This window comes from Arthrobacter sp. Hb9-2, assembly GCF_059091165.1.
The window spans coordinates 48,449-72,693 of record NZ_JBNHGJ010000013.1; the positions used below are offsets into that span (position 1 = coordinate 48,449).

At 63.6% G+C, this 24,245-nt stretch carries 26 protein-coding genes and 2 pseudogenes; 15 read left to right on the plus strand and 13 right to left on the minus strand.

The features are described from left to right. Positions 1-3 precede the first annotated feature (3 nt). Entirely contained in the window at positions 4-516 is a 513-nt protein-coding gene (locus AC5RV1_RS09500; RefSeq protein WP_493994343.1) for a hypothetical protein, read from the plus strand. A 202-nt stretch (positions 517-718) separates the two neighbouring features. Beyond that, the gene (locus AC5RV1_RS09505) at positions 719-5,755 is read left to right on the plus strand and encodes a peroxidase family protein (protein ID WP_493994344.1); all 5,037 of its coding nucleotides are present in this window, start codon (positions 719-721) and stop codon (positions 5,753-5,755) included. Positions 5,756-5,916: 161 nt separating this feature from the next. Here AC5RV1_RS09505 and AC5RV1_RS09510 read toward each other — a convergent pair. From AC5RV1_RS09510 to AC5RV1_RS09530, 5 genes and pseudogenes are all read right to left on the minus strand, one after another. Then, positions 5,917-6,197 (minus strand): annotated as a pseudogene (locus tag AC5RV1_RS09510) (cation transporter); the annotation flags it as partial. A 14-nt stretch (positions 6,198-6,211) separates the two neighbouring features. Continuing rightward, positions 6,212-6,346 (minus strand): annotated as a pseudogene (locus AC5RV1_RS09515) (transcriptional regulator); the annotation flags it as partial. 66 nt (positions 6,347-6,412) lie between these two features. Further along, complete coding sequence (gene lepB, locus AC5RV1_RS09520) at positions 6,413-6,865, minus strand: signal peptidase I (RefSeq protein ID WP_493994345.1); 453 nt, start codon at positions 6,863-6,865, stop codon at positions 6,413-6,415. Between the two features lie 104 nt (positions 6,866-6,969). Next, positions 6,970-8,577, minus strand: coding sequence for a multicopper oxidase family protein (locus AC5RV1_RS09525; RefSeq protein ID WP_493994346.1), 1,608 nt, complete (start codon positions 8,575-8,577; stop codon positions 6,970-6,972). Positions 8,578-8,701: 124 nt separating this feature from the next. After that, positions 8,702-9,214 (minus strand): hypothetical protein, encoded by a 513-nt coding sequence (locus AC5RV1_RS09530; RefSeq protein WP_493994347.1) that lies wholly within the window; start codon positions 9,212-9,214, stop codon positions 8,702-8,704. Between the two features lie 743 nt (positions 9,215-9,957). Between AC5RV1_RS09530 and AC5RV1_RS09535 the strand changes: the two genes are divergently transcribed. The 5 genes from AC5RV1_RS09535 to AC5RV1_RS09555 all read left to right on the plus strand — a co-directional run bounded on the left by AC5RV1_RS09535 (position 9,958) and on the right by AC5RV1_RS09555 (position 12,345). After that, positions 9,958-10,371, plus strand: coding sequence for an Hpt domain-containing protein (locus tag AC5RV1_RS09535; RefSeq protein WP_493994348.1), 414 nt, complete (start codon positions 9,958-9,960; stop codon positions 10,369-10,371). 243 nt (positions 10,372-10,614) lie between these two features. After that, complete coding sequence (locus AC5RV1_RS09540; protein WP_493994349.1) at positions 10,615-11,337, plus strand: GAF domain-containing protein; 723 nt, start codon at positions 10,615-10,617, stop codon at positions 11,335-11,337. 100 nt (positions 11,338-11,437) lie between these two features. Then, positions 11,438-11,653, plus strand: a complete 216-nt coding sequence (locus tag AC5RV1_RS09545; RefSeq protein ID WP_493994350.1) for a hypothetical protein — start codon at positions 11,438-11,440, stop codon at positions 11,651-11,653. A gap of 79 nt (positions 11,654-11,732) precedes the next feature. Next, the gene (locus AC5RV1_RS09550) at positions 11,733-11,900 is read left to right on the plus strand and encodes a hypothetical protein (RefSeq protein ID WP_493994351.1); all 168 of its coding nucleotides are present in this window, start codon (positions 11,733-11,735) and stop codon (positions 11,898-11,900) included. A gap of 202 nt (positions 11,901-12,102) precedes the next feature. Further along, positions 12,103-12,345, plus strand: coding sequence for a hypothetical protein (locus tag AC5RV1_RS09555; protein WP_493994352.1), 243 nt, complete (start codon positions 12,103-12,105; stop codon positions 12,343-12,345). A gap of 33 nt (positions 12,346-12,378) precedes the next feature. Here AC5RV1_RS09555 and AC5RV1_RS09560 read toward each other — a convergent pair whose 3' ends face one another. Continuing rightward, the gene (locus AC5RV1_RS09560) at positions 12,379-13,191 is read right to left on the minus strand and encodes a GAF domain-containing protein (RefSeq protein ID WP_493994353.1); all 813 of its coding nucleotides are present in this window, start codon (positions 13,189-13,191) and stop codon (positions 12,379-12,381) included. Positions 13,192-13,351: 160 nt separating this feature from the next. Between AC5RV1_RS09560 and AC5RV1_RS09565 the strand changes: the two genes are divergently transcribed. Further along, on the plus strand, positions 13,352-14,107 hold the full coding sequence (locus AC5RV1_RS09565) for an SDR family oxidoreductase (RefSeq protein ID WP_493994354.1): 756 nt from the start codon (positions 13,352-13,354) through the stop codon (positions 14,105-14,107). A gap of 126 nt (positions 14,108-14,233) precedes the next feature. After that, positions 14,234-15,046, plus strand: a complete 813-nt coding sequence (locus AC5RV1_RS09570) for a GAF and ANTAR domain-containing protein (RefSeq protein ID WP_493994355.1) — start codon at positions 14,234-14,236, stop codon at positions 15,044-15,046. Between the two features lie 79 nt (positions 15,047-15,125). Here the strand turns inward: AC5RV1_RS09570 and AC5RV1_RS09575 are convergent, their stop codons facing one another. Beyond that, on the minus strand, positions 15,126-15,617 hold the full coding sequence (locus tag AC5RV1_RS09575; protein ID WP_493946950.1) for an Hpt domain-containing protein: 492 nt from the start codon (positions 15,615-15,617) through the stop codon (positions 15,126-15,128). Between the two features lie 394 nt (positions 15,618-16,011). Between AC5RV1_RS09575 and AC5RV1_RS09580 the strand changes: the two genes are divergently transcribed. Both AC5RV1_RS09580 and AC5RV1_RS09585 read left to right on the plus strand, forming a co-directional pair. After that, positions 16,012-16,161: a hypothetical protein gene (locus AC5RV1_RS09580; RefSeq protein ID WP_493946951.1), complete on the plus strand. Its 150-nt coding sequence runs from the start codon at positions 16,012-16,014 to the stop codon at positions 16,159-16,161. A 285-nt stretch (positions 16,162-16,446) separates the two neighbouring features. Then, positions 16,447-16,629 carry a hypothetical protein gene (locus AC5RV1_RS09585; RefSeq protein ID WP_493946953.1) on the plus strand — a complete coding sequence of 61 codons (183 nt, stop codon included), beginning with the start codon at positions 16,447-16,449 and terminating at the stop codon, positions 16,627-16,629. 35 nt (positions 16,630-16,664) lie between these two features. Here the strand turns inward: AC5RV1_RS09585 and AC5RV1_RS09590 are convergent, their stop codons facing one another. Together AC5RV1_RS09590 and AC5RV1_RS09595 are read right to left on the minus strand one after the other, a co-directional pair. Beyond that, positions 16,665-16,841: a hypothetical protein gene (locus tag AC5RV1_RS09590; RefSeq protein ID WP_493994356.1), complete on the minus strand. Its 177-nt coding sequence runs from the start codon at positions 16,839-16,841 to the stop codon at positions 16,665-16,667. Between the two features lie 135 nt (positions 16,842-16,976). Then, a complete protein-coding gene (locus AC5RV1_RS09595) occupies positions 16,977-17,111 on the minus strand; it encodes a hypothetical protein (protein WP_493994357.1) in 135 nt (44 codons plus the stop codon). 133 nt (positions 17,112-17,244) lie between these two features. On the opposite strand from AC5RV1_RS09595, the gene AC5RV1_RS09600 reads away from it, so the two are divergent. The 4 genes from AC5RV1_RS09600 (at position 17,245) to AC5RV1_RS09615 (ending at position 18,601) form a co-directional block, all read left to right on the plus strand. After that, positions 17,245-17,742: a DUF2975 domain-containing protein gene (locus AC5RV1_RS09600; RefSeq protein ID WP_493994358.1), complete on the plus strand. Its 498-nt coding sequence runs from the start codon at positions 17,245-17,247 to the stop codon at positions 17,740-17,742. Further along, positions 17,742-17,990, plus strand: a complete 249-nt coding sequence (locus AC5RV1_RS09605; RefSeq protein WP_493994359.1) for a helix-turn-helix domain-containing protein — start codon at positions 17,742-17,744, stop codon at positions 17,988-17,990. Before AC5RV1_RS09600 ends, AC5RV1_RS09605 begins: the two co-directional genes overlap by 1 nt. Next, complete coding sequence (locus AC5RV1_RS09610; protein ID WP_493946957.1) at positions 17,987-18,151, plus strand: hypothetical protein; 165 nt, start codon at positions 17,987-17,989, stop codon at positions 18,149-18,151. The genes AC5RV1_RS09605 and AC5RV1_RS09610 overlap by 4 nt, the downstream gene beginning before the upstream one ends. 192 nt (positions 18,152-18,343) lie before the next feature. Continuing rightward, the gene (locus AC5RV1_RS09615) at positions 18,344-18,601 is read left to right on the plus strand and encodes a three-helix bundle dimerization domain-containing protein (protein ID WP_493994360.1); all 258 of its coding nucleotides are present in this window, start codon (positions 18,344-18,346) and stop codon (positions 18,599-18,601) included. A gap of 8 nt (positions 18,602-18,609) precedes the next feature. On the opposite strand, the gene AC5RV1_RS09620 is transcribed toward AC5RV1_RS09615, so the two are convergent. The 4 genes from AC5RV1_RS09620 to AC5RV1_RS09635 form a co-directional block, all read right to left on the minus strand. Continuing rightward, positions 18,610-19,548 (minus strand): lipid kinase, encoded by a 939-nt coding sequence (locus AC5RV1_RS09620; protein WP_493994361.1) that lies wholly within the window; start codon positions 19,546-19,548, stop codon positions 18,610-18,612. A 110-nt stretch (positions 19,549-19,658) separates the two neighbouring features. Next, positions 19,659-20,483, minus strand: coding sequence for an MBL fold metallo-hydrolase (locus AC5RV1_RS09625; RefSeq protein WP_493994362.1), 825 nt, complete (start codon positions 20,481-20,483; stop codon positions 19,659-19,661). 181 nt (positions 20,484-20,664) lie between these two features. Further along, entirely contained in the window at positions 20,665-21,834 is a 1,170-nt protein-coding gene (locus AC5RV1_RS09630) for a glycoside hydrolase family 16 protein (RefSeq protein ID WP_493946960.1), read from the minus strand. A gap of 187 nt (positions 21,835-22,021) precedes the next feature. After that, positions 22,022-24,148 carry an acyltransferase family protein gene (locus tag AC5RV1_RS09635; RefSeq protein ID WP_493994363.1) on the minus strand — a complete coding sequence of 709 codons (2,127 nt, stop codon included), beginning with the start codon at positions 24,146-24,148 and terminating at the stop codon, positions 22,022-22,024. Positions 24,149-24,245 lie beyond the last annotated feature (97 nt).

The window sequence follows — 24,245 nt, forward strand, 5'->3', positions numbered from 1 at the left end:
CCGATGAAGAAATTCTGGTATCTTCCCATCGCAGCTGTAGTAGGTGCTGCGAGCCTCACGGTCTGGGGCCAGGCCAACGCCGGCCCGCCCGCCGAAGTCTCTCCGGGCGTGGTGGTGACGCCCGTCACCGCCACAACCGAGGATTCGGCGGACCTGCTTCCCACTTCAACCCCCACCGCCAGCATCACCGCGATCCCCGACCAGGCAACCCCGGAAACGCAGCTCGTCACTGCAGAACCGCAAACTTTCGCAGCGGTGCCATCTGACAGCCCCACCCACGATCAGTTCGACGATAAGGGCGGGCTCAGGGACGACAACCTTTCTGACGACCCGCCCGGCGACGACAAAGGCGGCCTCAGGGACGACAACGTTTCCGACGACCCGCCCGGCGACGACAAAGGCGGCCTCAGGGACGACAACCTTTCTGACGACCCGCCCGGCGACGACAAAGGCGGGCTCAGGGACGACAACGATTCCGATGACGAGCCAGGCGACGATAAAGGCGGCGACCGGTAGCCCCTGACGGTCCGCACCAAGGTTTTCCCTAGGACGCCCCTGCAGCATTGCCTTGTTTCGCCGACTCTACTGGGGAGTTGGCCCTACATGGGGAGCAGATTGCAGGATGAAGGCGTCATCGCGTAAACCAACACAAAAAACCGGCACTCGCCCACGCCTCCGGTTCCTGGCCGCATCGGGGGCAGTGGCTTTGGCCGCGTCCATGGGCTTGCCGCCCATCGCCGCCAACGCAGTGCAGGCACCGGTCGGCGCCGGCTTCACCGTAACGCCTGCCGACTTGTCCTTTATCCTGAAGCAGATCAAGATCGCCGAAGCGCACGTAGCCAACACCACGTCAGAAACCGGCCCTTGCGGAGCACTCGTGGGTACCGGACCGAACCAGCTTGCCAGCCCCCTGCTGTCCCACGGGCTGCGCACGGTTGACGGAAGCTGCAACAACCTTCAGCCCGGCCAGGAGACCTTCGGCGCATCGGACCAGGTGTTCCCGAGGCTGGGATCCAAGTCCTTCGGTGCCGCCGAGAGCGGGTCCTTCGGCGGACCGCCCATGGCCACGAGCTACACCCAGAAATCGGGAAGCGTCTTCGATTCGCGGCCGCGCACCATCAGCAACCTGATCGCCGATCAGACGTCCACCAACCCGGCCGCTGTCGCCGCGGCCGGCTTCCCGGCCCGGACGCAGGGCAACGAGGGCGTGGTGCCCTGCACCACGGACCCTGACCCTGAGGCGACTCCCCCGGTCGCAGCCGAGCCCGACGGCTGCGTCCCCTCGCACAACACGCTCTTCATCCCCAACGTGACTACCGACGTCGGACTGTCACCGCCCTACAACTCTCTGTTCACCCTCTTCGGCCAGTTCTTTGACCACGGCATCGACCAGACCGTCAAGGGCGGCGGCACGGTCTATGTGCCGCTCAAGGCTGATGACCCGCTGATCGCAGGACCGGACCATGTCTTCGGCAACGCCGATGACCTCAATCCGAGGATGCGCTTTATGGTCCTGACCCGCGGCCAGAACCAGCCCGGCCAGGACGGTGTCCTGGGAACGGCAGACGATGTCCAGGATGCCCTGAACACCAATTCGCCGTGGGTGGACCAGAGCCAAACCTACTCATCGCACTCCTCGCACCAGGTGTTCCTGCGCGAGTACGCCAACAACGCCTCGGGGCGGCCGGTGTCGACGGGCAAGATGCTCGGCGGTGCGGAAGGTACCCCCATGGCGGGCGGCATGGCCACCTGGGCTGACACCAAGAAGCAGGCCCGGGAGTTGCTGGGCATCCAGCTGCTGGACAAGGACGCTTTGCATGTCCCGATGCTCGCCGCCGACGCCTACGGCAAGTTCATTCCCGGGCCGAAAAACGGGCTTCCGCAGTTTGTTACCAAGTCCGGCCTGGTAGAAGCCGACCGCACCGCGGACGAGGGGCGGGGAACGCTCGTGCCCCAGGACGTGCTGTACTTCAGCACTCCTTTCCTGACAGACATCGCGCACAACGCCGACCCGTCACCCCAGGACGCAGACCACAATCCGGCCACACCGCCGGCCGCCCCGGCCCCGGACGCGGACAAGACCGCTTCCGCCGATTTCATGCGCCAGGCCCCCGGCACCTACGACGACGAGATGCTCAACGCGCACTTCATCGCCGGCGACGGCAGGGTTAACGAGAACATCGGGTTGACCGCCATCCATCAGGTGTTCCACTCAGAACACGACCGCCTTGTCGCGGACATCAAGCGGGTCCTCAGCAACGACACCTCGGCGAGGGGCGCTGCCGCCCTCCCAGAGTGGAAGCTGGCTGAAGGCGCCGAGGGCTGGAACGGCGAACGGCTCTTCCAGGCCGCACGGTTCGTCACGGAAATGCAATACCAGCACCTGGTGTTTGAGGAGTTCGCCCGGAAGATCCAGCCTGCCCTCAACATTTTCGAGCCTTTCGCCTTCTCCCAGACGGACATCAACCCGGCGGTCAGCGCCGAATTCGCCCACGCCGTGTACCGCTTTGGCCACTCGATGCTCACGGAAACCATTTCCCGCCGCAACGAGGACAGCCCGGGCACGGACAACATGTTTGGAACGTCCGACGACGTCAGGGGCTCCCAGAATGACGTGTCCCTCCTCGAGGGCTTCCTGAATCCGCCCGCCTACACAGACGGCGGTCCCGCCGGCCCCCTGACTTCGGAGGAAGCTGCCGGCAGCATCATCATGGGAATGTCGGACCAGGTGGGCAGCGAACTGGACGAGTTCGTCACCGATACGCTCCGGAACAAGCTGCTGGGACTGCCCATGGACCTCGCGGCGATCAACCTGACCCGGGCCCGGTCGGAAGGCCTGCCCACGCTGAACAACCTGCGCCGGGAAATTCACGGTGCAACCAACGATGGCCAGCTGAAGCCGTACACCAACTGGATCGACTTCGGCGAAAACATCAAGCACCCCAAGTCCCTGGTCAATTTCGTGGCCGCCTACGGCAAGCACCCCTCCATCCTGGAAGCCACCACGCTGGAGGCCAAGCGCAAAGCAGCCAGGCTGATCGTGAGTCCGGACGCGCTGGCCGGCGAGGTTGCTCCCGAGGACGCCGTGGCCTTCATGAACAGCACGGATGCCTGGGCCAACAAGGGAAACTCATCGATCACGGGACTGGATGACATCGACCTGTGGATGGGTGGCCTCGCTGAACGGACCAACCTGTTCGGCGGACTCCTCGGCAGCACCTTCAACTACGTTTTCGAAAGCCAGATGACGGATCTGCAGAACGGTGACCGGCTGTACTACCTGGCCCGCACGCCCGGCATGAACCTGATGGCGCAGCTTGAAGGAAACTCCTTCGCGGAGATGATGATGCGCAACACCAACGCCCAGGCACTGAAGGCCGATGCGTTCGCCACGGCTGACTGCAAGTTCGAGCTGAAGAACCTCAACGGAACGGTGCAGGGCTTCGCCTCCACAGGCAACGCCGTCGCCGACGACCCCGCCTCGGAGTGCAACGAATCCGCGCTGCTGATCCGGATGCCCGACGGCACCATCAAGTACCGGGCTTCCAACTCGGTGGACCCGGCCGGCATCAACGGCCAGGCCGTGTACAACGGATCCGTCAACGCCGACCGCATCCATGGCGGCGTGGACAACGACACCATGTGGGGCGGCCTGGGCAAGGACGTCATCGAAGGCAACGACGGCGCCGATACAGTCCTGGGCGGCGACGGAAACGACATCATCACCGACTCAGCCGGAGACGACATCTTGAAGGGCGGACCGGACAACGACGCGATCGACGGCGGCCCGGGCCTGGACCTCCTCCTCGGCGGCGACGGAAAGGACTTCATCAACGGAGGCGCGAACTCCAACGAGACCTTCTCCGGCGAAGACGACGACTTTGTGATCGCCGGTGAAGGGCTGGACGCCGTATTCGGCGGTGGCGGGAACGACTGGGCAGAAGGCGGCGACGGCCCCGACCTGCTGATCGGCGACTCGAGCAACCTGTTCTTCCTGGACGACTCACAGAAGCCCGGCAACGATGTCCTTGTGGGCCAGGGCGGCGATGACGACTACGACATGGAAGGCGGGGACGACATCGGCATCGCCGGACCCGGCGTGGAGAAAGTGGCCGGCGCATCCGGCTACGACTGGGAAATCGGCGTCTACGATCCCCAGCCGCAGGACGCAGACCTGGAACTTCCGATCGAACCGCTGGACATCCTGCAGGTGGGCGTCCGCGACCGGTACAACGAAGTCGAGGCGCTCTCCGGCGGTCCCTTCGACGACAAGCTGCGGGGCGACGACAGCATTCCCAAGGAAATGGGTGGCGGAGGCTTCATCGGCTGCGATGCCCTGGACCAGGCAGGTGTTGACCGCATCACCGGACTCGGCCAGCTCATCACATCACTGCCGACTCCCCTTGCTGATGTCATCAACGCATCGGCGTCCAAGGAATGCCCCGTGCTGAGCGGCCCCCAGGTATGGGGCGAAGGCAACATCCTGCTGGGCGGCGGCGGCAACGACCTCATCGAGGGCCGCGGCGGCGATGACATCATCGACGGCGACCGGTACCTCAACGTCCGCCTGAGCGTCCGTACGGACCCCAACAACGCGGCCACTGAGATCGGCAGCGCCACGGGAATGAACGCCCAGTACCAGCGCAATTCCGACGGTACACTGACCGGCCCGACCCTCCAGCAGGCGGTATTCGCAGGCAGCGTCGACCCCGGCAACATCATCGTCGTCCGGGAAATCCTGGCATCCTCCGAAGGAACCGATACCGCGGCCTTCTCGGACTTCGAATTCAACTACACCATCACCACAACCGGCGGAGACGGCACCATGGGCTCGCCCGGAGCTGTCACCACCGTCCAGCACATCAACGGCGATGACGGCACCGACACCCTGCGCAACATCGAACAGCTCGTCTTCGGCGACGGAACCGACGGAGTCGACGACGGTGAGGACGAGGTGGATGAGGTTGAGGATGACGTGGATGAAGTCGAAGACGGCGCCGGCGAAGAAGTCGATGACGGGATCGATGAAGTCATCCCGGGCGATGGCGAGGTCATCGTGGTTGTCCCGCCGACGCCGGGCACCCAGCCTGTTCCGGACACTGCCCCAGTGGACCAGGCACCTGCAAACCCCGCACCTGCCAACCCCGCACCCGTGGACCAGGCACCTGCGAACCCGGCACCAGTGGACCAGGCACCTGCCAACCCGGCACCAGTCGACCCAGCCCAAGTGCCGGTGTCGGCCCCAGTAACCGGCGGCTTCTTGGTCCGGACCGTTAATTCCACGGGGGCCCAGTTCGGAGAGATCCTGACTTCAGAACCCGGTGCCACGAGAGTGGTTGTTCGTGGCCTGGAGAACGGGGCCGCTTACCAATTCCAGGTTGCCCCCGCCGACGGCGGCAGCGAACCCCAGTTCTCCGAACTGAGCGAACCTGTTGTCCCCGGTGCCACGGAAGACGAGCGCCGTGCCTTCAACGAGGATGTGGCGGGGCCGGCGGAAGCAGGACCCGTAGCGGATCAACCGCTGGCACAGGTACCCGCAGCAGGACTCTTCGGGGGGCCCCTCGGTACCGCTACGGCAGTCACCTTGGCGGCCTTGGCCGAGTACCTCGTCACGGATCCGGGCAGCGCGACCCTTGCCATCACCACAGGTGGCCTCCTGGCTGCCTGCGCCCTGCTGGCGTTCAAACTGTTCCGCTTCCGGGCTAACGCCAGGAAAGCACTGTCCGAGGAGGCCAGGACTTCCACCAATGCCTGAGTAACCGAAAGTACGCCATCAGCGTGCTGCCATATGCCAAAGGGTGGCCTACCCCCAGTCAGGGGGGTAGGCCACCCTTTGGCTTGCGCAATGTCCTCATGGGCCAGATCAAGCCCGTGGAAGTCTTCTTGATGCTTGGCACCCGGAACAGCAGGAACCGGCAGCAGGACCGCCGAGAGGTAGGTAAACAGCAAGGTGTACTTGGAATCAGCGACGGCGGTGCGGGAACCCAACTCGCGGCCCGCCCGGCGCTGTGCCCAGGACAGAACCGGCATGATCACCAAGCTCAACGCTGCGATGACAATCCCAGGGGTGGAGTGCTGTGCTTCGCCTCCACCGGTCAGGGACCGGACGGCGTCGACGTCCACGACCGCGGCCAGGGCGAAGAAGGAGATGGCCGGATCCTGCGGGACAGGACAGCGCGGCGCTCGGCAGAAGGAGCTTGCAGCAGGGCGGTCATGCGAAGCACGTCCCGTCCGGAGCGCAGCAGGCCGGATGGACGGCGAGGACCACGCCAATCAGATCATTGATTGCATGGCCCAGCCGGGCATCGGCGAGTTCATACCGCGTACGACGTCCGTCGGGGACGGCATGCCTCGGACGATACATCCGCCGGTGTACAGGCAATCCTGAACTGAGGCCCAGGGAGCCTTGAACCTATTTCTGACCGCTCAGCAGGGTGCCGTGGATCGCCGTCAAGGGCACAGCCCCGAAGTCCCTGGAATCGATGGACACACCGCGGTTATCGCCCAGCACAAACACGCTTCCGGCGGGCACCTTCAGGGGGCCGAAGTATGTTGCGTCGATACGGCTGTGATCGATAAAGGGCTCTGGAACGGCCACGTCGTCGACGTACAGTTCCGCGTCGCGGATGGCAACAGTCTGCCCCTCCCCCGCAATGACGCGCTTGATGGCAGTGTGTCCGTCATCGGGACTGGTGAATGCGACCACTACGCCGTTCTTAATCCAGCCTGCCGCCGCGGCCGGCTTGTACAGGAGAACGACGGCGCCCGAGGGAATGGTGGGCTCCATGCTGTCCGACGACACGGTGAAAGGTTCCACGAGCCACGTGCGGACCGCCAGAATGACCAGGAGAGAAATCAGCGCCACCGCAAGGAGCCGATGCCGGCGTCCTCTTATGAGCCGCACCTTCGGCCATGGCAGCCGGCGCCTCGGGAGCCTCCGCCGGCCGTGGCGCTTTACTTGTGCCGTGCTCAATCGTCGTCGTCCCATTCAGCTTTGGCCGCTGTCATGGGATCGTTGTTGTCCACGTCGGTCTCCCGGAGGCCCACCCGGAATTGGACCATCATGTCGTGGTCTTCGTGCGGCAGGTTGTGGCAGTGCATCATGTAAACACCCTTGTGGGGGGTGAACTTCATCAGGAGCCTGACAGTCTCGTCTTCACCTATGTACACCACGTCCTTCGGGCCCCGCTCGTAGGGAAAGGGCGCCCTTCCGTTGCGGCTGATGATCTGGAAATCCACCAGGTGGATGTGCAGCGGGTGGAACCAGCCGCCCGACCGGTTCTCGAATTCCCAGATTTCCACCGAGTTGAGCGCGGGATCGGCAACCACTTTCTTGTAACCGCTGGCAATGACGTCCTGCCAACTGTCCTCGTTGATGGTCCAAAGATTGGTGGTGTCGTTGCGTTTGACCCGGAACCTGCGTGTTTTTACGGATTGCGCCGCGGTCAGCGACATCGTTTCGCTGCCGGTCAGGGTGGTCGGGATCCGGTTCCAAGTGGGGTCTGAGGTGTCCACCGGTTCGTCCGTCACATCAAACGCCATGATCTTATTGGTGAAGTCGTAGTCCACGTTGTTTTTGTTGGACAGGTTCCGGAGTTCAATCCGCTGCCCCGTCCTGTACTTCCGGAAATCGATCAGGACTTCATACCGCTCCGCCCCGGCGTGGCGGTAGTTCGCCACGCTTTGGGCGGCCGGCATCAGGCCGCCGTCCGTGGCCACCACCACCAAGGGATCCCCGGTGCTGAGCGCCGGCCGCAGGGAGCGGGAGATGGAGCAGTTCAGGATCCGGAAGCGGTATACGCGCTTCTGCACCTTCATGACCGGCCAAGGCTTTCCGTTGACCAGGATCACGTCACCCCACAGGCCGGAGTGGCTGTTGTCGTCGTAGCCCAGGGACCCGTTTTCGGCAAACATTGCATCGCTGACGGTCAGCGCAACGTCGTAGCGTCCCTGCGGAAGCAGCTGCCGCTCGATGGGATCGTGCATGTGGTACTGCGCTGCGAGGCCGGAATAGGCGTTCAGGGCGGTGAAGTGGACGCCGTGGTCGTGGTACCACAATGTGCGGGCCGGCTGGAAGTTGGGGAAGCGATAGTCCTTGTAGAACCCCGGGTGCGTGATGTCGCTTGCGTAACCGTCATATTGCGGCAGTGACGCGGACCCGTGCAGGTGGGTTGAGGTGGACAGGGCGTGACCGTCCAGGGCATGCTGCGCCGGGAGCTGGTTGCGGACCCTTAGTACGGCTTTTGTGCCCTGCTCGAGGCTGATGGTGGGCCCGGGGAACAATCCGTTATAACCGAGAATCGGCGTGGTCAGGCGAGGCAGGATATTGGCGGTAGCGGCCTTTTCCGTCACCCGGTAGTAGTTCACGGGCAAACCGTCCGCCGGATCAATGCCTGTGGAATACGGCTCGAGGATAGGAGCCTGGACAAAAGGTGCCTGGAACGGCCGCGGCATCTCCCTGTCGCTCAGACGGCTGGCCGACTTGGCCTCCACCGATCCCGTGGGCAACAAGGCGCCACCTGCTCCGAGGACTCCGAGTCCCCCGATCAACAGAACCTGACGGCGTGAAATTGTCATGGTCGGTCTCCTTTGCTGGATTCCTCGACTGTTCCGTACTCAGCTTGTGGATTTCCTGAAGGATTCCCCAATGCTTGGAGAAACATTGAAACGGGATCTGTTGCCGGGAATCGGACGGCCACTTCTATCTGCCGCCCCGGTGGTGTCCCGCACCGAGGGACAGGCCTGGCCCTCCCGGCAGCTCCAGGGTCAGATCTATCGCGCGGTCCGGCAGTTCAAACACGAGTGTGGCGTTGATGCTTTCCCCCTGGCTCGCCGTCGCAGGGGCTGGAGAAAACCAGACCGGCTTCCAGGTTCCTGAGCCCAAGGACGAGACGGCATACCGGGACGGGTCAAAGGACAGGCCGTCCCGCTCCATCGCAGTCAGCTCCACCAGTATGCGGACACGGTGGAGCTCTTTCCCCGGTGGATTGGCGAGCGCCGCGGAAGGTGCGGGTGGCGTCCAGCCGTCCACTTCGAGGGGGATAACCCCGTGGATGCGTGCAAGTCCTCCATCGAGGCTGGCTGACGCACCCAGCATGGCAGGAGGCGTCCGCGGGGCGGCCGTGAGGATGCTGAAAACAAGGGCCCCTGCCAGGGCGAGCAAAACCGCCGGAACAAGAAACTTCGTGCCCTTGAGCAATGCAGTCGATGCCATAGCAGCAGTCTTCCGCTGGTTCCTAGGGAATCCCTAGGGGCAAGCGGATGGCCCCCAGCGGCCGATGCACAGTGCATGTGTGCCCCGCCCGGATAGTTCTCCCCGGGACATGGGAGGCATCAGATCCGTGCAGAATCTGCGGGAACCTTGAGGCACTCTTGACCCTATCTGCCGGGGTCCTTGAGCCAGAGACGTCAAAGTATTCCGTGTAAGGCTTGAAGCGCAACAAAGTTGCAGCTGGGACTGGGACCAGCAATGCCAAAGCCTTTATTGGGGGAAACAGAGTCTCAGGGCTTGGCGGTGTCGAGAAGCCGGCACCGCCAAGCCGAGCCCCTCCCCATGACGTGCACGTTGTTGTACCGGCTGAAGCGCCTGGAGTGTCTACTTTAAAAAAAGTGAGTACCCACTACTCGTGCCCTTCCTCTCCCCACCCCGTAGCGTTCTGAAAAAGTGTCTGCGACGACACTCGCTTCAGTGGTTCGGCTGGCAGGGGGCAGGCTTATGGGGACTAAACCCGGAGTGCGAAAAGCGCACCATCAGACCGGGGCCAATGACGGAGGCGGCGGTACAGCGTGGTTCCGCAAAAAGTCATTGGCCCCCATGACGTCCGGGCCTCCCGGTCATTTTCCGGCCGACAATAAACAGATTTTCCTGGGCTTCATAGCCCTTGCTGCTGGGGCGGCCCTGCCCGATTCCGGCCCAGTCCTTGACCGCGTGGTAATTTCCATGCCGGAAGGACTGCGATGACGCAGAACGAGGGCCATACCCTGCCACTCCTGGACAGTTCAGTTCTGGATAGGTTGCGTGCCGAGCTGGACGACGACGAAGGCGTCTGGAGTGTCTTTGTCCAGGACTTCGTGGCGCACCTGCCCGCCAGAACGGAAAGTCTCCGCCTGGCCCTCACCACCGCCGATCTTGTCGGCGCCAGGAACGCAGTCCTCAGCCTCAAGACCTCCAGCCAGATGGTGGGAGCAGAAAACCTGGCGGGCCTTGCGCTTGATGTGGAACATTCCCTGCGTTCGGCCGCCCGCGACGACGACCCCGAGGTTGCCCTGCCCCGGCTCGCGGCAGCCTACCTCCTACGCATCAGGCAATCCGCGGATCAGACTGCCTATCTCCTGGAGAGGCTTCTCCTCCAACGACGGGGCGCCGCCTGACTCACCGATCACATCTGGAGGTCAAAACAGGAGCACCCGCCCGCCTGCCGGCCGCGCACCTGCGCCTGGCTGGCTGGCTGATGGCCAGGGTGAAGCTGCAGTGGCCGCCAGCCCCCGCCGCCGTTCGCGGCACCTCTACATGAGGTGACCAAATGAGTGGAACGTGAAGGCAATGTGTGCTGGGATGAAGGAAAGAAGCAGTTGGTCCACCAAGGGCCAAAAACGCTGGGAATGGAGCCGGTTATGGACACTGAATTGCCGCTGGCTGACGAGCTGGCTGCGGTCTTTGCGCGGTTTTCCAACGTACTCCTGACCGAGGAGACCGTCTCCAGCGCCCTGAAGCTCATCACCGAGGCCGCAGTCCTGGCGGTGAATGACGCCGCCGGAGCAGGCGTCTCCCTGATGGATACCAGCGGCAACCGCAGCAGCGCAGCTTCAACCAGCGCGGTTGTGGCACAGGCCGATACGCTTCAATATGAGCTCGGGCAGGGTCCCTGCATAAGCGCGTGGGCGTCGGGATTCCCGGTGGACATCGCAGACGTGCGTACGGACCTGCGCTGGCCTGAATGGGGCACGGCAGCAGGCGATCTGGGCTTGCGGTCCTGCGTAAGCGTTCCCTTGCTTTCCGGGGACCTCGCCTTCGGTGCAATCAAGATTTACTGGGATAAACCCAAGGCGGCCTCGCACCGACTGATCCGGCTGCTGGAGTTGTTCGCAGCCCAGGCCTCGATCTTCCTGGTTAACGTACAGGCTAGGGAGCGGGCCCAGATGTTGAGCGATCAGCTCAAGTCGACTCTGGCGCAACGCGATACCATCAGCACCGCCAAGGGGATCGTCATGGCGAGCCTGGGTATGGGCAGCCATCACGCGATGCTGCACCTCATGACCAAGGCGCTGAACGAGAACCGGACCATGCTGGAAGTGGCGGAAGAAATCCTCGAGTCCACGCCGGGACTTGATTCATGACCGGGGGTGAAGGATGGCCCTCCCTGGGGACGAGGACGAACAGCGCCAAGGATTCCGGTTAGCATTCGAGGCTGCACCATTCACCCTTGACCAGATTTGGATGAAGTATTTTGGACTTGGGGGAAGAGTAGGCCTGACCGAAGTCCAAGCCTACGTCCACGGTGCCCTGAGCCTTCCTCCCATTGAGCGCGATGTGCTGGCGCACGCGCTGAACGAATCCCTCAACGGCCTTGGCGGCAACGGGCACCGCGCCGGCTACAGCCAAGCGATCTACCTCACGTCAGACGAGCTCAAGTCAGACGAGGGCGAGAGCTGATTCCAGGGAATCGGCGTACGCTGGGGAAACCAACTTCTCCAGGGCCTGACCCATCGCGGAGGGTCGAAGGGTGTGACTGATGAAAGCGTTAGTCGTGGTTATTCTGGCCGTCGCCGTAGTCCTCCTCATAGTGGGCTTGGCCGTCGAAACGCTCGGCTTCCTCCTGGGGGTGGCCCCGGTGCTAGTGGTCGTGGCTGTCGTCCTGCTGCTGCTAAGCCGGTTCAGGGGACGCCGCATCCCCCGCTGACCGGGCGCTGCTGGACCAGGAGTTTCCGCGCTGGGTTCATTTCGTGGTCGTCTGGGCAGTGTCGGCTGTCTATCGGAGCGCGAATCCGCAGAAAGCATGGGTTTGAGTACAGGTACTTACTACTCGTTTCCCCCGAAACCACGTGGTCAGCAGACGCGGAAACGAGTAAACAGCGCTGAGGGACTCGCGCCTAAACTTAGCCATGGACACGATCACGGCGGTGATCCTCATTCTGGGTGTGGCTTTCGCCTGGCTGGGCCTGGCGGTGTTCTTGCTCCTCAGGTTGCGGCGCCGCAGGAGTGGATCGTCACTGGTCGCGTCGGCTCCACCTTCCGCCGATCCTGACACCAACCTTCGGCACCGGCCCTGGCGCCGGCTCCGCCCGGTAACTGGCCAGACCCCCGTGCGGCGGCGCAGGTTGAGCGTCAGGAAGGTCCGCGGGTAAAGCCAACAGCTGTCACAAGACAGCGGCCAGGCGCTAAGTCCGCGCGTCGATGTGGCTCTGGGCGATTGCGGCGAGTGTCCGGAGTACCTGCTGGTCCGATGGCGGGAAGGCGCGGGGTTTCTGGTCGATGATGCACAGGGTTCCGATATTCCAACCGCGGGGCCCGTGCAAGGGATAGCCGGCGTAGAAGCGGATGTGGGGCTCCCCCACCACCAGCGGATTGGACGCGAAACGGTCGTCGGTGAGCGTGTCATTGATGATCAGCATCGAGTTCTGTTCCACCGTTGCCGCGCAGAGTGCGATCTGCCTCGGAGTTTCCTCTCGTAGCGGCCCGAAGACGGATTTGAAGTACTGGGCGTCTTCGGCGATAAGTGACAATGATGCGGCACCCACATCAAAGTACTTCCTGGTGGCAGTCACAATGCGGTCAAACGCTTCCTCCGCGCCGCTGTGAAGCAGGGCCGTCTCGTGCAGGGATTTCAGGCGTTCGCCCTCTGCCTGTTCTGGCGTAAGCAGAAACTTGCCCGCAGCTCCCAGCGCCGACAACGACTGCTCACGGGGTGTCCCCTGGTCCCCCGCGTACTGCCCGGATCTTTCCACCGTCAGGCCTGGTGAGGGAGCCAGCCGCCGCCCCGGCGAGTGTCCGTTACCGGCACGATGGCGGCGTTGCGGTTCGGGCCAGGCCATGGACCCGTGAAGGTAGGCGTCCAGTTCGAACTCGGACCACCGGGATTTGCCCGCATTGGCGGGCAGTAGTTTCCGGGGATCCAAACCGATCGTGGCAGCAAGCTCCAGCCGCCGCTCCACCTCGTCATCCACGCCGCACATCTCCAACCGAGTCGCCAAACCAAGCATTCCGCAACTGCAAACCCCATTCATAAGGTTACTTACTACTTTAGCCCTCTGGCTACCCCTCCGGCCTAATCGGCAAGGGCACCCACTTCCGAAAAACTGACAATTGCGCGATGACCCCTTTGTCAGGGGCTGCGGGATTAGGATTTCTTCCATGAAGATTGCCGTTGCAGGGGGAACCGGTACCGTCGGGCGCCACGTGGTGGAGATAGCGAAAGAGCGCGGGCACAACGTTGTCAGCCTGAGCCGTTCGGAGGGCGTGGACCTGGTAAACGGCCGCGGCCTGGACCAGGCGCTCCAGGGCACGGAGGCAGTCATCGACGTTTCCGGCATCCAGACCACGTCCACTAAGAAGGCAGTTGACTTCTTCACCAACGCCACGCAGAACCTGCTGGCGGCGGAGAAGAAGGCGGGCGTGCGGCATCACGTGGCACTCTCCATCGTTGGAATCGACAAGGCCACCTCGGGCCTCTACGCCGGGAAGCTGGTGCAGGAGGACGAAGTCAGGCACGGCGGCATTCCCTGGTCCCTCCTGCGGTCCACGCAGTTCCACGAGTTTGTCCCGATGGCGGTAAAAGCCGCCTCGGCCGGCCCGCTGGTGCTGGTGCCGAAGATGTTCACCCAGCCGGTCGCCGCCCGGGAGGTGGCAGCTGCCCTGGTCACCGCAGCGGAAGCAGGGCCAAAGGGACGCCTGCCCGATCTCGGTGGCCCCCGCGGCGAGCAGCTGGTGGACCTGGTCAGCGCCTACCTGAAGAAGACGGGCAAGCGGAAACGGATTATCCAGGTGCATGTTCCGGGCCCGATGGGTAAAGCGATGCGCAAAGGCAAGCTGATTCCCAAGGCGGGTGCCGCCGTCGGACGCCAGACGTTCCTTGAGTGGCTGGAAACGCAAACGCAACAAAACAGGTAGTCCCCGGCCGCCACCGTCGGAAATTAGAGTACCGGCTACTGGTGCCCTCCCCTCGGGCCCGCCCGTAGATTCAAGGTGCAGACCGCGGACAATGCTGTGCGGGGGCGGAGCGAACGGGGGGTCACGGTGACGATTCATGTGGCAGGCACCAGCGGCAGGGTGCTGAAGGCCGACGGCGGGAAGCAGGCGATGGCGGGCTCCCCCGCCTTGGAGCCGTGGCCGGAGCCCTCCGGGTTCCTGCTGGATTTGGTGACGGACACACAGACGGACGTGGACTCCCTGCGGAGGCTGGCCGAAACTGCTGCTGTTGCGCTCACCGGCTCGGTGGGGGTTCAGATCGATTGTGCCGCCACGCTCGCCTCTGCACAGCGTGCTCCCCTTCGCGCAGCAAACAACGGCCGGGCCGTTTCCCTCGCCGCAGCGGAACAGGATTTCGACGACGGCCCGCGGGCCCAGGTGGTCGATTCAGGGATTCCCGTGGTGGTGGCGGCCGACGGCGGCACTCCCCTGCGGTGGCAGGCTTACCGGTGCCGGTTCCTCGACGCCGGCTACGGCGAAGTCCTCGCCGTTCCGGTCCGGCTGGAGGCCGGCATATCCTGCGTCCTGGCCTTCTTCGCCCCGCCTGGCGTTTCGTTCGCGCCGGAGGTGGTGGGGCATGCCACCTGGTTCGCCGGCGTGGCGGGAAAGAGCCTGAAGCTGGCCCTTGACGTGCGGAGCGTGCGGGCAGCCGGGGACAACCTGAAAGCCGTCCTGGAAAGCCGCACCTCCATCGACGTGGCGTGCGGCGTGATCATGGGCCGGAACCGCTGTTCCTATCCGGACGCCTTCAGCATGCTTGCCTCTGCGTCCACCCGGCGAAGCATGCAGGTACGGGACGTGGCCGAGGGCATCCTCAAGAACATGCCGCGCGGCGCACCCGCCACCCGGTTCGTGGACTGAACCGGAAGCTTGGCGGCAAGCAGTATCAGAGCGGAACAGCCCTGCCCCGAGGCAGATGGGGCGCAGCGTGAGCGGACGCTCAGGACTGGCCGACGATGTCCCGCGGCTGCCTGGCTGTATCCAAGTGTGTCTGGAGAGCGTGGGAAGTCTGACTGGCCCGTTGCTTGATCCGGTACAAGTAGTCCACCGCGAGCCGGGGCAGGGCGACGGCTGGATCAGCGATCCGGATACCTTCCCGCTGGGCTGCCTCAAGGTCGAGGGCGAGGGCCGCGAGGCGTTCGGCGCCCACCATCTGGCTCGCGGTCTTGAGGCTGAGGACCGCATCCCTGGCCTCAGCAGCATCCCCGGTAGTCAACGCCACCCGCAGCTTTTCTATCCTCGAAGGCAGGGCGGTGATGAAGTTTTGGACAAATACCCGCCAGACCTCGTACTCATGAAGGTCCTCGCGCAACTTCTCCAGCACAACATGGTCTATGAGCGGATGGGTGGATCCTCCGGCGCTTATCAAGGGGGACGTGCCGCCGGGCTGGGGGCAATTCACCTTGTGCAGTGGAGTGGTGGTGATGGTCATGCCTGGACTGTACGGAGTGGATATTGGGGGAACCCTGCGGCCGCACCTTGTGGTTTCCTAGCTCGTCCAAGGTCTCTTGTTTAGCCCTGAAGCCGGGGTCCCTGATATTCTGGCTGCTCGCTTGTTGTCCTGTGCAGGGCATCAAGCCTGGCTGCTGTAGCCCAACGGCGGGCCGCTGCACCCTGCTGTGAAGTGCCGCCATGGCGCAATCACAGTTTGATCAGTTCCTCACGGAAGCCACCTAGCGGGACCCCGGGTCCGGCTCGATCCTCAGCCGGGATGCCTTTTACGGCCTGTGCACCAGCTGGTGCACCGTGTCCCAGGAAACACGGACCACAGCGCAGTTCTGACCCTTGCTCCCACCCGAAAAAGATAGACCGAAGGAAACCAGAGCATGACCATCACCAGCAACACCACAGCGTCCAATGACGGACATTCCCGCTCGCTGGGCATCGAGGACCTCGACCTCACGCCCGCCGGCCTGGCAGACGCCCCTGCAAGCGAACAAGACCGTGAAAGCATCGTGCACACCGGCAACAGCTGACATCCGCAGGACCTTGGAAGGACAAGGGAAAGCCCCTCCTAGGAGGGGCTTTCAACGTAGTGGTCACTTGTCTTCTGGTATCGGTCAGCGGTGATGCACTCCCCCTTCCCGGACGCCCCCTAGCGCCCATCCGGACTATGACAAGTACTGACTTTAGTAACCCGAACCCTGGTAGTAAAGGGTCTAACGCCGAAAAATTCCGATGGAACCGCAGTTCCAATGTGGACAGCCACACATCCCGGCACATCTACTTCCGGTAAACCGCCAAGCCCGTATTATTCATTCATGTGGACAAAACAGCACCAGGCTTTTTGCAGCAAGTGCGGCAGGGAGACCAAGCACGTCACGCACTACCAAAAGGACGACGTCGGCGGCTCCCTGGTTGCTGATGTCCAGTGTGCTGAGCACAGGGAATCGTCCGCGTACAGCAACCAGAGGATGGCAGCAGCGCCTGAGCCGGCCGCCTGACCCTAGTGGGCCCAGCGGCCCCTCTGGGGCTCAGGTCATGCATTGCCTATGCCGGTACCGAGCGCCAGCCCAAACCCGATCCAGGCCAATCCAAAGAGCCTGCATGCCGCGGCCCAGGACGCCAGTGGCAGCAGTTGCAGTGCGTACATAAAAGGCCGCAGCAGCAGGGTCATCACCCCTATTCCGCCCAGCAGCATTAGCCCCGCTGCCACCAGGGCTCACTGGGCCATGGGCATGACTAACGACGCCGGCATTCGGTGCTGCCGCCGTCGGATCCCGACCATGCTGGCCGGCACCAAAACCATGGCCCGCCTAATGGGACCAGGCGCGCCTAGCGCGTCAGGGGCCTAGCGTGTCAGGGCGAAGGCGGCCACAGCCAAGACAATCAACAGGACGGTGCCAAGGATGGCGAGCTGCTTGCCGCCCCCTTGTGCTGGCCCTGGCCCTCTTCTGCGCCCGTGCTTGCGGATTACGTCTGTCATGCGCCGACTCTACGCATTCCCCCATGCCGGCGCCCGCGTATCGCCTACTCGTTTTACTAAACCCGAACCACGTAGTGCCTCAGCGCGACCGCCATATATTGACTTTCGATAGAAACCAATTGATTCTTGAGGCATGAGTATTGTGAGTCGATTGGTCCTCCCGCTTAGGGTCCTGCTGGTGTTGGTGTTCCTTGGGCTGTTGGTGGCCCAGGTCATGTCGTTCCCTGGCGAATTCCTCTTTACAACAGAGGAAGGGCCGGGAATGGATCCCTGGCGATGGCCGCTGCTGTTGTTCGCCGAATTGGAGGCGCTGTGCCTGCAGGTTGTCATCGTATGCATCTGGCGGCTGCTTACCCTGGTCCAGCACGACCGGATCTTCACCCCGGCCTCCCTGCGGTGGGTGGACGTGATCATGTGGACGTTCGTCGCTGCATGGCTGCTGCTGGCGGCATTGGCCGGCTCCCTCATCGCGTACATCTACTTCACGCCCGAACTGCGTGACCCCGGGACACCTGCCATGTTGGTCGGCATCACGCTGATCTTTGCGGTGCTGGTCCTGCTGATTGTGGTGATGCGGGATCTGCTGCGGCAGGCCACGGCACTGCGGACCGACATGGAAGGGGTGATCTGATGGCGATCGTGGTGCGCATCGACGTCGAACTGGCCAAGCGCAAGATGAGCGTGGGCGAGTTCGCCGAGCGCGTCGGCATCACCCCGGCCAACGTGGCCGTGCTGAAGAACGGCCGGGCCAAGGCGATCCGCTTCAGCACCCTGGACGCGATGTGCCGGGTCCTGGAGTGCCAGGCGGGCGACCTGCTCGAGTGGGTAGCCGACGATGGTGCCAGCGATGGTGCCGGCGACGGGACGGAGAAGCGGTGAGGTGGCTGGCCTCACTCCTCGCCGTGGCGCTGGGCGTCGCCGTCTTCGTGCTCGGCGGCGCTGATGACTCTCCGGGTCTGCAGGGTATCGGGGCGGTGATCGTAGCCGGCGCGGCCGTCCTTCTCGTCCGGGCCGTGCGCCGGGATCGCCACCGGCTCTAAGCCGCAGCAGGGGGCCGTGGGAGCGGTTGTCCTCGAAAGCCTGTCAAAGCCATAGCCGGCTGGAAGTCTGCGGGTATCCGCAGACTTCCAGCATTTGCCTTTCTTCCCTTGTCCACGTTCGTAGGATTTAGCCATGCGCCGGTTCTGGAACGTACAGGTGGTTGGCTCCCCTTCGGTGAAGGAGTAGTGGTAATGGTTCTCAGGGAAACTGAAATCCGGGCGCTCAGGGCTGTGGTAGACCGGCTGGCCCGGCGCTTCCCTGATCAGCCAACCTCCGTCATCGAGGACGTAGTGGCCTACGAACACAACCTTTTTGCTGAGTCCCGGGTTCGGGACTACATCCCCATCCTCGTTGAACGAGCCGCAAAGCTCAGGCTTGCTTCGCCGGCAGTCCTGAGCCCGCAGGTGGATGCAGCCAATGCTCCCGGCGGGTCTCCTGTCAACGCTTGATGAGAGTTTCAATCAGCCCCGCCGTCGAACCGCGCACTGCTACTGCCCTCCGGCACCACAACGTGCACCACGTTGCGCTCGATGGTGAAATCGGTGGGCGTGGCAGTGACGATCTCGCCGTCAAGGTTTACCGGCATGGGCGGCTCGGTAATCAGCCGGACACGCCTGCTGGTTAAGTGATGAACCCCGTCGCGTTCCACGAAGCTGCCGTCCTTCAGTAGCCGCGCGATCCTCACGTGCTCCCGCAGCGGCGCCCCGGGGATGGCGTAGATATCAAGGGTGTGGTCATCAATCCCCGCCGTCGGCGAGACCGTGTTACCGCCGCCGTAGTGGCGGCCGTTGCCCACTGCCACCTGCAGCATGTTTTCGAGTTCCAGCGCTTCATGGTCCCCCTCGGGGAACTCGAGACGGGCCCGGAACGGCCTGTGCCGGGCATAGGCGCGCACGGCGGCAACGCCATAAGCCAGCGGCCCGAGATACCGCTTTAGGCGGGGGCTGAGGGTCTCGGTGACACCGACCGACAGGCCAACCGACGCAACGTTCAGGAAGGGCTGGCCGTTCGCCCGCCCCAGGTCGATGTCCACCACCTTTCCGTCCGCAAGGACAGCGCAGGCCCCGGCTAGATCGTTCGGTATCTCGAGCGTGCGGGCAAGATCGTTGGCGGTTCCCAGTGGAAGGACGCCGAGCACGATTCCGGTCCCTGCAAGCCGGCCGGCGGCGTAGGACACCGTCCCGTCACCGCCGCCAACAACCACCAGGTCGTGCCCGTCGGCCATCACCCTGTCCAGGGTTCCGGCCAGCTCTGCGCCGGACAGCACAGGGTGCACGGATGTGACGGGCAGGCCCGCCCTTCGCAGCCTGTCCACCGCCAGCTCCGGCGCCGCTCCCAGGCGGGCGCCGGCGTTTATCACCACGGCAGCGGAGTACGCCTCTCGGGCAACCTTCATGGGGAACATCCTAGGGTGGGTGGGCCGGGAATCCCTGAGCCACCAGGCGGAAGGTTCGCACCGGGCAACGGGAGGCTTACGACGGCGGCACGCGGCCGCCGTCGTACGCGTCAGTATGCCTGGTGCTCCCGGCGGGTCTCCTGCAGCCGCTTGATGAACCAGCGCGACTGCTCCGGCCCGTAGGGCAGGACGGGAATCGCCTTGGTCGCGTCGGAGGGGGCTTCGCGGATGGAACGCTGGGCCTGGCGTACCGCCGTCGTCATGGTGTCCGCCATGGTCTTCACGAACTGGTCGCTGCACGGCTTGCCGTGCCCGGGGATCAGGAACTCGTAGCGGTGGCGCAGCGCTGAGATGTGCCGGAGCGCGTCCGCCCATTCCTCCGGGTAGGAGTCCTCGAAGGACGGATGGGCGCCCTGCTCCACGAGGTCGCCGACATACAGGGTAGTGGGCGTGCCCACCAGCAGGTCGCCGTCGGTGTGGCCACGGCCCAGGTGGAACAGGGTGGCGGTCAACCCGCCCAGGTCCACCAGCACCGGCTGGTCCTTCACGATGGCATTGGGCACCACGAGCTCCACGTCCTGGCCCTCGCCGGCTGACATCTCCGGTTCCAGCGTCCCCACGAAGCGGCGCTGGAGGTCCCCGCGTTCATCGATCTCCCGGGCGCAGTTCTGGTGCGCCCAGAATTCGGTGACGCCCTGTGCCGCGAACACGGCGTTTCCGAAGAAATGGTCGTAGTGGGCGTGGGTGTTGACGACGACGAGCGGCAACTGGGTCTTCTCCCACACCGCGTCCAGGATCTCCCGCCCCTGCCGGGGGCCGCAGCCGGTATCGATCACCATGGCCCGCTCGGATCCGACTATCAGTCCGGTGTTCAGCAGCGATCCTTCGGTGACCAGCACATAGTTGTCCGCGCCGACTTCAAGCCATTCCGACATTGTTTCTCCGTACCTCCGGCAAAGCAGTGTTCGTTCGTCCAGGCGTCGATTGTACCCACTGGCCCTTGGAGTTCCCGGGAGGCTGTGCGGGTACAGGTGGCGGCATGCTGCTGCTGGGCCAGGTAGGGTAGCCTCCGCCCGGCCGAAGCGAAGGAAAATTGCTGCGCCTCCCGAAACTTGGCTAGTTCCTCGCCCAAATCGCTACCCAGTCAACGTAAACATGGCCGCTGGTCTCGGGTGCAGGGCAGCCGGTCAGGCACGACTCGGTCTGAAGGATGTAGCGCATCGGCTTGTTCGGGACCATTGACTTTGCAACGCCGATGGACTTGCCATCAAGGAAGAATTCGATGCGCCCCGGGCTCCACTCGGTGGTTGCCACATGCCAGTCCGTGAAGGGAACGTTGGGACGAAACACATCGAATTGGTGGCTGCCGTCCCGGATGCCGTGCAGGGCGGCGTAGATGACTGTGGAGAGGTCCCCTTCCGGGAAATCGATCTCGCCGTCCTGCGGCCACTGCTTGCTAACGGGCCAGAGCAGCCAGGCTACCTTGTAACCCGGGAGGGCGTCGGCTTTGAAGCGCACGGAGTAGCGCCCGTAAAGCTGGCTGTTGTAGGGCGGCACGGTGGCCCCTGCGAATCTCGGGGAGGGTGCCGCACCCATGGAGACACCGTTTTCCGAGTGCAGGAACATGTCCAGGACACCGTTGTGGACACTCAGGACCTTTGACGGGTAGTAGCCGGACGTTCTCTGGTTCTTTTCCTGCCCCTGGGCATGGGTGTCCGGCGTGCCGTCCTTGTAGGTCTCGTGCCATCTCGAACCGTAGATGCCGGGAAAACCGCCAAGGGGCACGTCCCCGTCCGTGAAGTCCTCCACAAAGACTTGCCTCCAGCCGGGCAGGTCGCCCACCGGCAGGGATTGGTCGAAGGACGCAGACATGGGTTTCGGAGCCGGATCAGAGCCGCCGTCCTTGGTCGGCTCCGGGGAGGCGGTTTCGGCAGTAGCTTCCGGAGGCCTGGCCTCGGCACTCGGCTGCAGAGAACTTGGATCAGAAGTTGGCTCCGGTGAAGGGGTATCCGTAGTGGGCTGCGCAGAGCGAGTTACCTGGGTCACTGGCTCTCCTCCTCCGCCTCCTCCTCCGCCCTCAGCAGCTTGGGTCCGCGGGGAAGTTGCAGCGACGCTGAGCGTACTAATGGCGACCGCCAGGGAAACGACCATCAGGACGGCGCCGCCGGTCCCCGCACGCTTCTTGATCGCTTCGGAGCGTGACGTTTCCTCCTCAGGGACAAGATGCGACGTCTTGCCGTGTCCGCCCATCCAGGGAAAGAGGGAGTCGCGAGGGCTGTTTGCCATGGTGTCCTCCCATCGTGGTGCGTGGGGGACTCTGGGCAAGAACGGAGCGCCCGGCCTCATCCCCGTCTGTTCAGCCTAGGAGGGGCGCCGCAGCAGGTCACGAGTACTGAGTACTCATATTGAGATTCAACTCCCACCCGGGTACTTGTTTTGCCGGAGGGTCGACCGTGACGGTGCTGACGCCGCGTCAAGGAAGCAAGGCTGCCGCCTCAGCAAGAGACCGGCGCAACCACAGGGCGTAGTTGGTGGAGATGTGCTGAGCATCCGCATGGGTTGCAAATCCCGATACAACCGCGGGACAGAGATACTGCGCGCACAACCAGGGAACAACGTCCACGTATACCGCGCCACCGGCCTCGGCGACGCGCTTCTCCATCTCATTGTGTTCGGTGTCCACCGCGTAACTTCGCGGAGTGTGGCAGCGACGGACGTCGTCGGAATTTGATGTGACGCAGTCCTGGGGATTCTTTTCCGAGTACGCGATGTCCCCGATTACCACCACACGATCACTTATCGCGCTCAACGACTTGATGGTCGAGGCGAGGCCCTGCGCCCAGGCGGCTTGCGTGTTTTCTTTGTCAGGGCGCCCATCCTTCTCAAGCCAGGTACCTTGACGCTGACCCGAGATGAGGACGACGCTCGGGTTGAGTGCCGCAATCTTCGCCAGCGAGTCAGCACGGAATGCCTTGCACTCGGGATAATCACCCTTGCGCTTCGCGTTGTAGACCGAAAAGTCGGCTGGCGGACACGAGAACATCGTAAAGACTTCGAAGCGCCGCCCAAGTTCAGTGGCTGTCACACCGAGGGGACTTTCCCACATCTGGGCGTGCGAATCGCCATAGACCACCACTGTCTCGCCACCGTTGGCGTCACCGTAACTGCATGGGATTTTCCCTGTTGGGGCATCAAGGCCCCTTACGCAGGCATGTCGGTTGAAAAGGAACCTCCCAACAGGCGGCTCCGGCGTCCACCCTGCAGCGTTCACGCCGTCAGCCACGGCCTTTGCCACTTCGTCAGCCGTCGGCAGGTCACTGCCGCGGGCAACTGGAAAATCGTCGAAGTTGTCTGTGGGGGAAGGCTTGGGCAAAACCGACACCAGAATGCTGGTGAGGCCCAGTGATAGCGCCACCAGTGCGGCACCGAAAGCCACGCTGATGGACGGCCGGCGGGCCTTGAGCCAACTGGAGTTCCGTGCGGGAAATTCCACATATTTGAAGGTAACGACGGACAAGGCCAGCGCCACACCGACCAAGGCGAGCCTGGTGGTCATCGTCAGTTCAGTCCCGAGCGATGCCGCGGCGAGGATCAGCACGGGCCAGTGCCACAGGTACAGGGAATAGGAGAGCTTGCCAAGCCACTGCAGAGGTCCCCACTGCAGGAGCACTTCGGCTCCTCGCTTCGGTGAGATTGTCCCGCCGATTATCACAAGAACCGTTCCGCCAACCGGAAGAATAGCAGCGGACCCCGGGTACCTCGTGTACTCGTCCAGCATGAGCGATGCTGCCGCAATCGCGATGAGTCCAGACACACTCGCAGGGGCAGCAACGACAACCGGCAGCCGCATGATGGCCGGCGTAAGCACGGCAAGAATTGCGCCAGCCGCAAGTTCCCAGGCCCTCGTCAGGGGAGAGAAGTAGGCCGCACTCGCGTTCTCCGTCGTCAGGTACACCGACCACGCAAGGGACACGGCAACAGTGACCGCGAGGACAAACGCCAGTCGCGTGCGTAGCGGAACTCTGCGTCCGATCGCAGCGACCGCAATCATTGCGGCTGGCCAAAACAGGTAGAACTGCTCTTCAATGGCCAGTGACCAATAGTGCTGTAGCGGGGATGGTGGAAGGTAACTGGCCCAGTAGTCCGTCCCTTGCGAGATCTCGCGAAAATTGCTGGCGAAAAGCGCTGCCCATAGCCCGTCTTCCGCGGTTCGGGCAGCACGCGTACCGCCGATCAGCGCGAAGGATGCGACAACTGTGACGGCGAGGACAAGAGTGGCGGCAGGCAGGATGCGCCGCGCCCGACGGGCGTAAAACCCCAAGAGGGAGATCCGCCCGCCCCGCTCAGCGCCTTTGAGCAGGAGGCCGGTGATGAGGAAGCCGGAGACCACGAAGAAGACGTCGACACCAATGTAGCCTCCCTGCAGCCCCGGCACGCCTGCGTGGTCCAGCACCACCAGTAAAACGGCGATCGCGCGAAGACCCTCTATGTCCGGACGGAACGTGCGTGGAACGGATGAAAGACGATGGGCTCCCTTCGGGGCATGCTCACTCGCCTGTAATTGGCGTCCGCGTTTACGCGCGTCAACGTGGTTTCCCATGGCGCAATCCACTGGCCAGTTTCATCATGATCGCCCCTTTGCCCGACGTCTCTTACCGGCTCGTGCGGCCGACCGTACCGCTCTTTGCGGCCAGAAT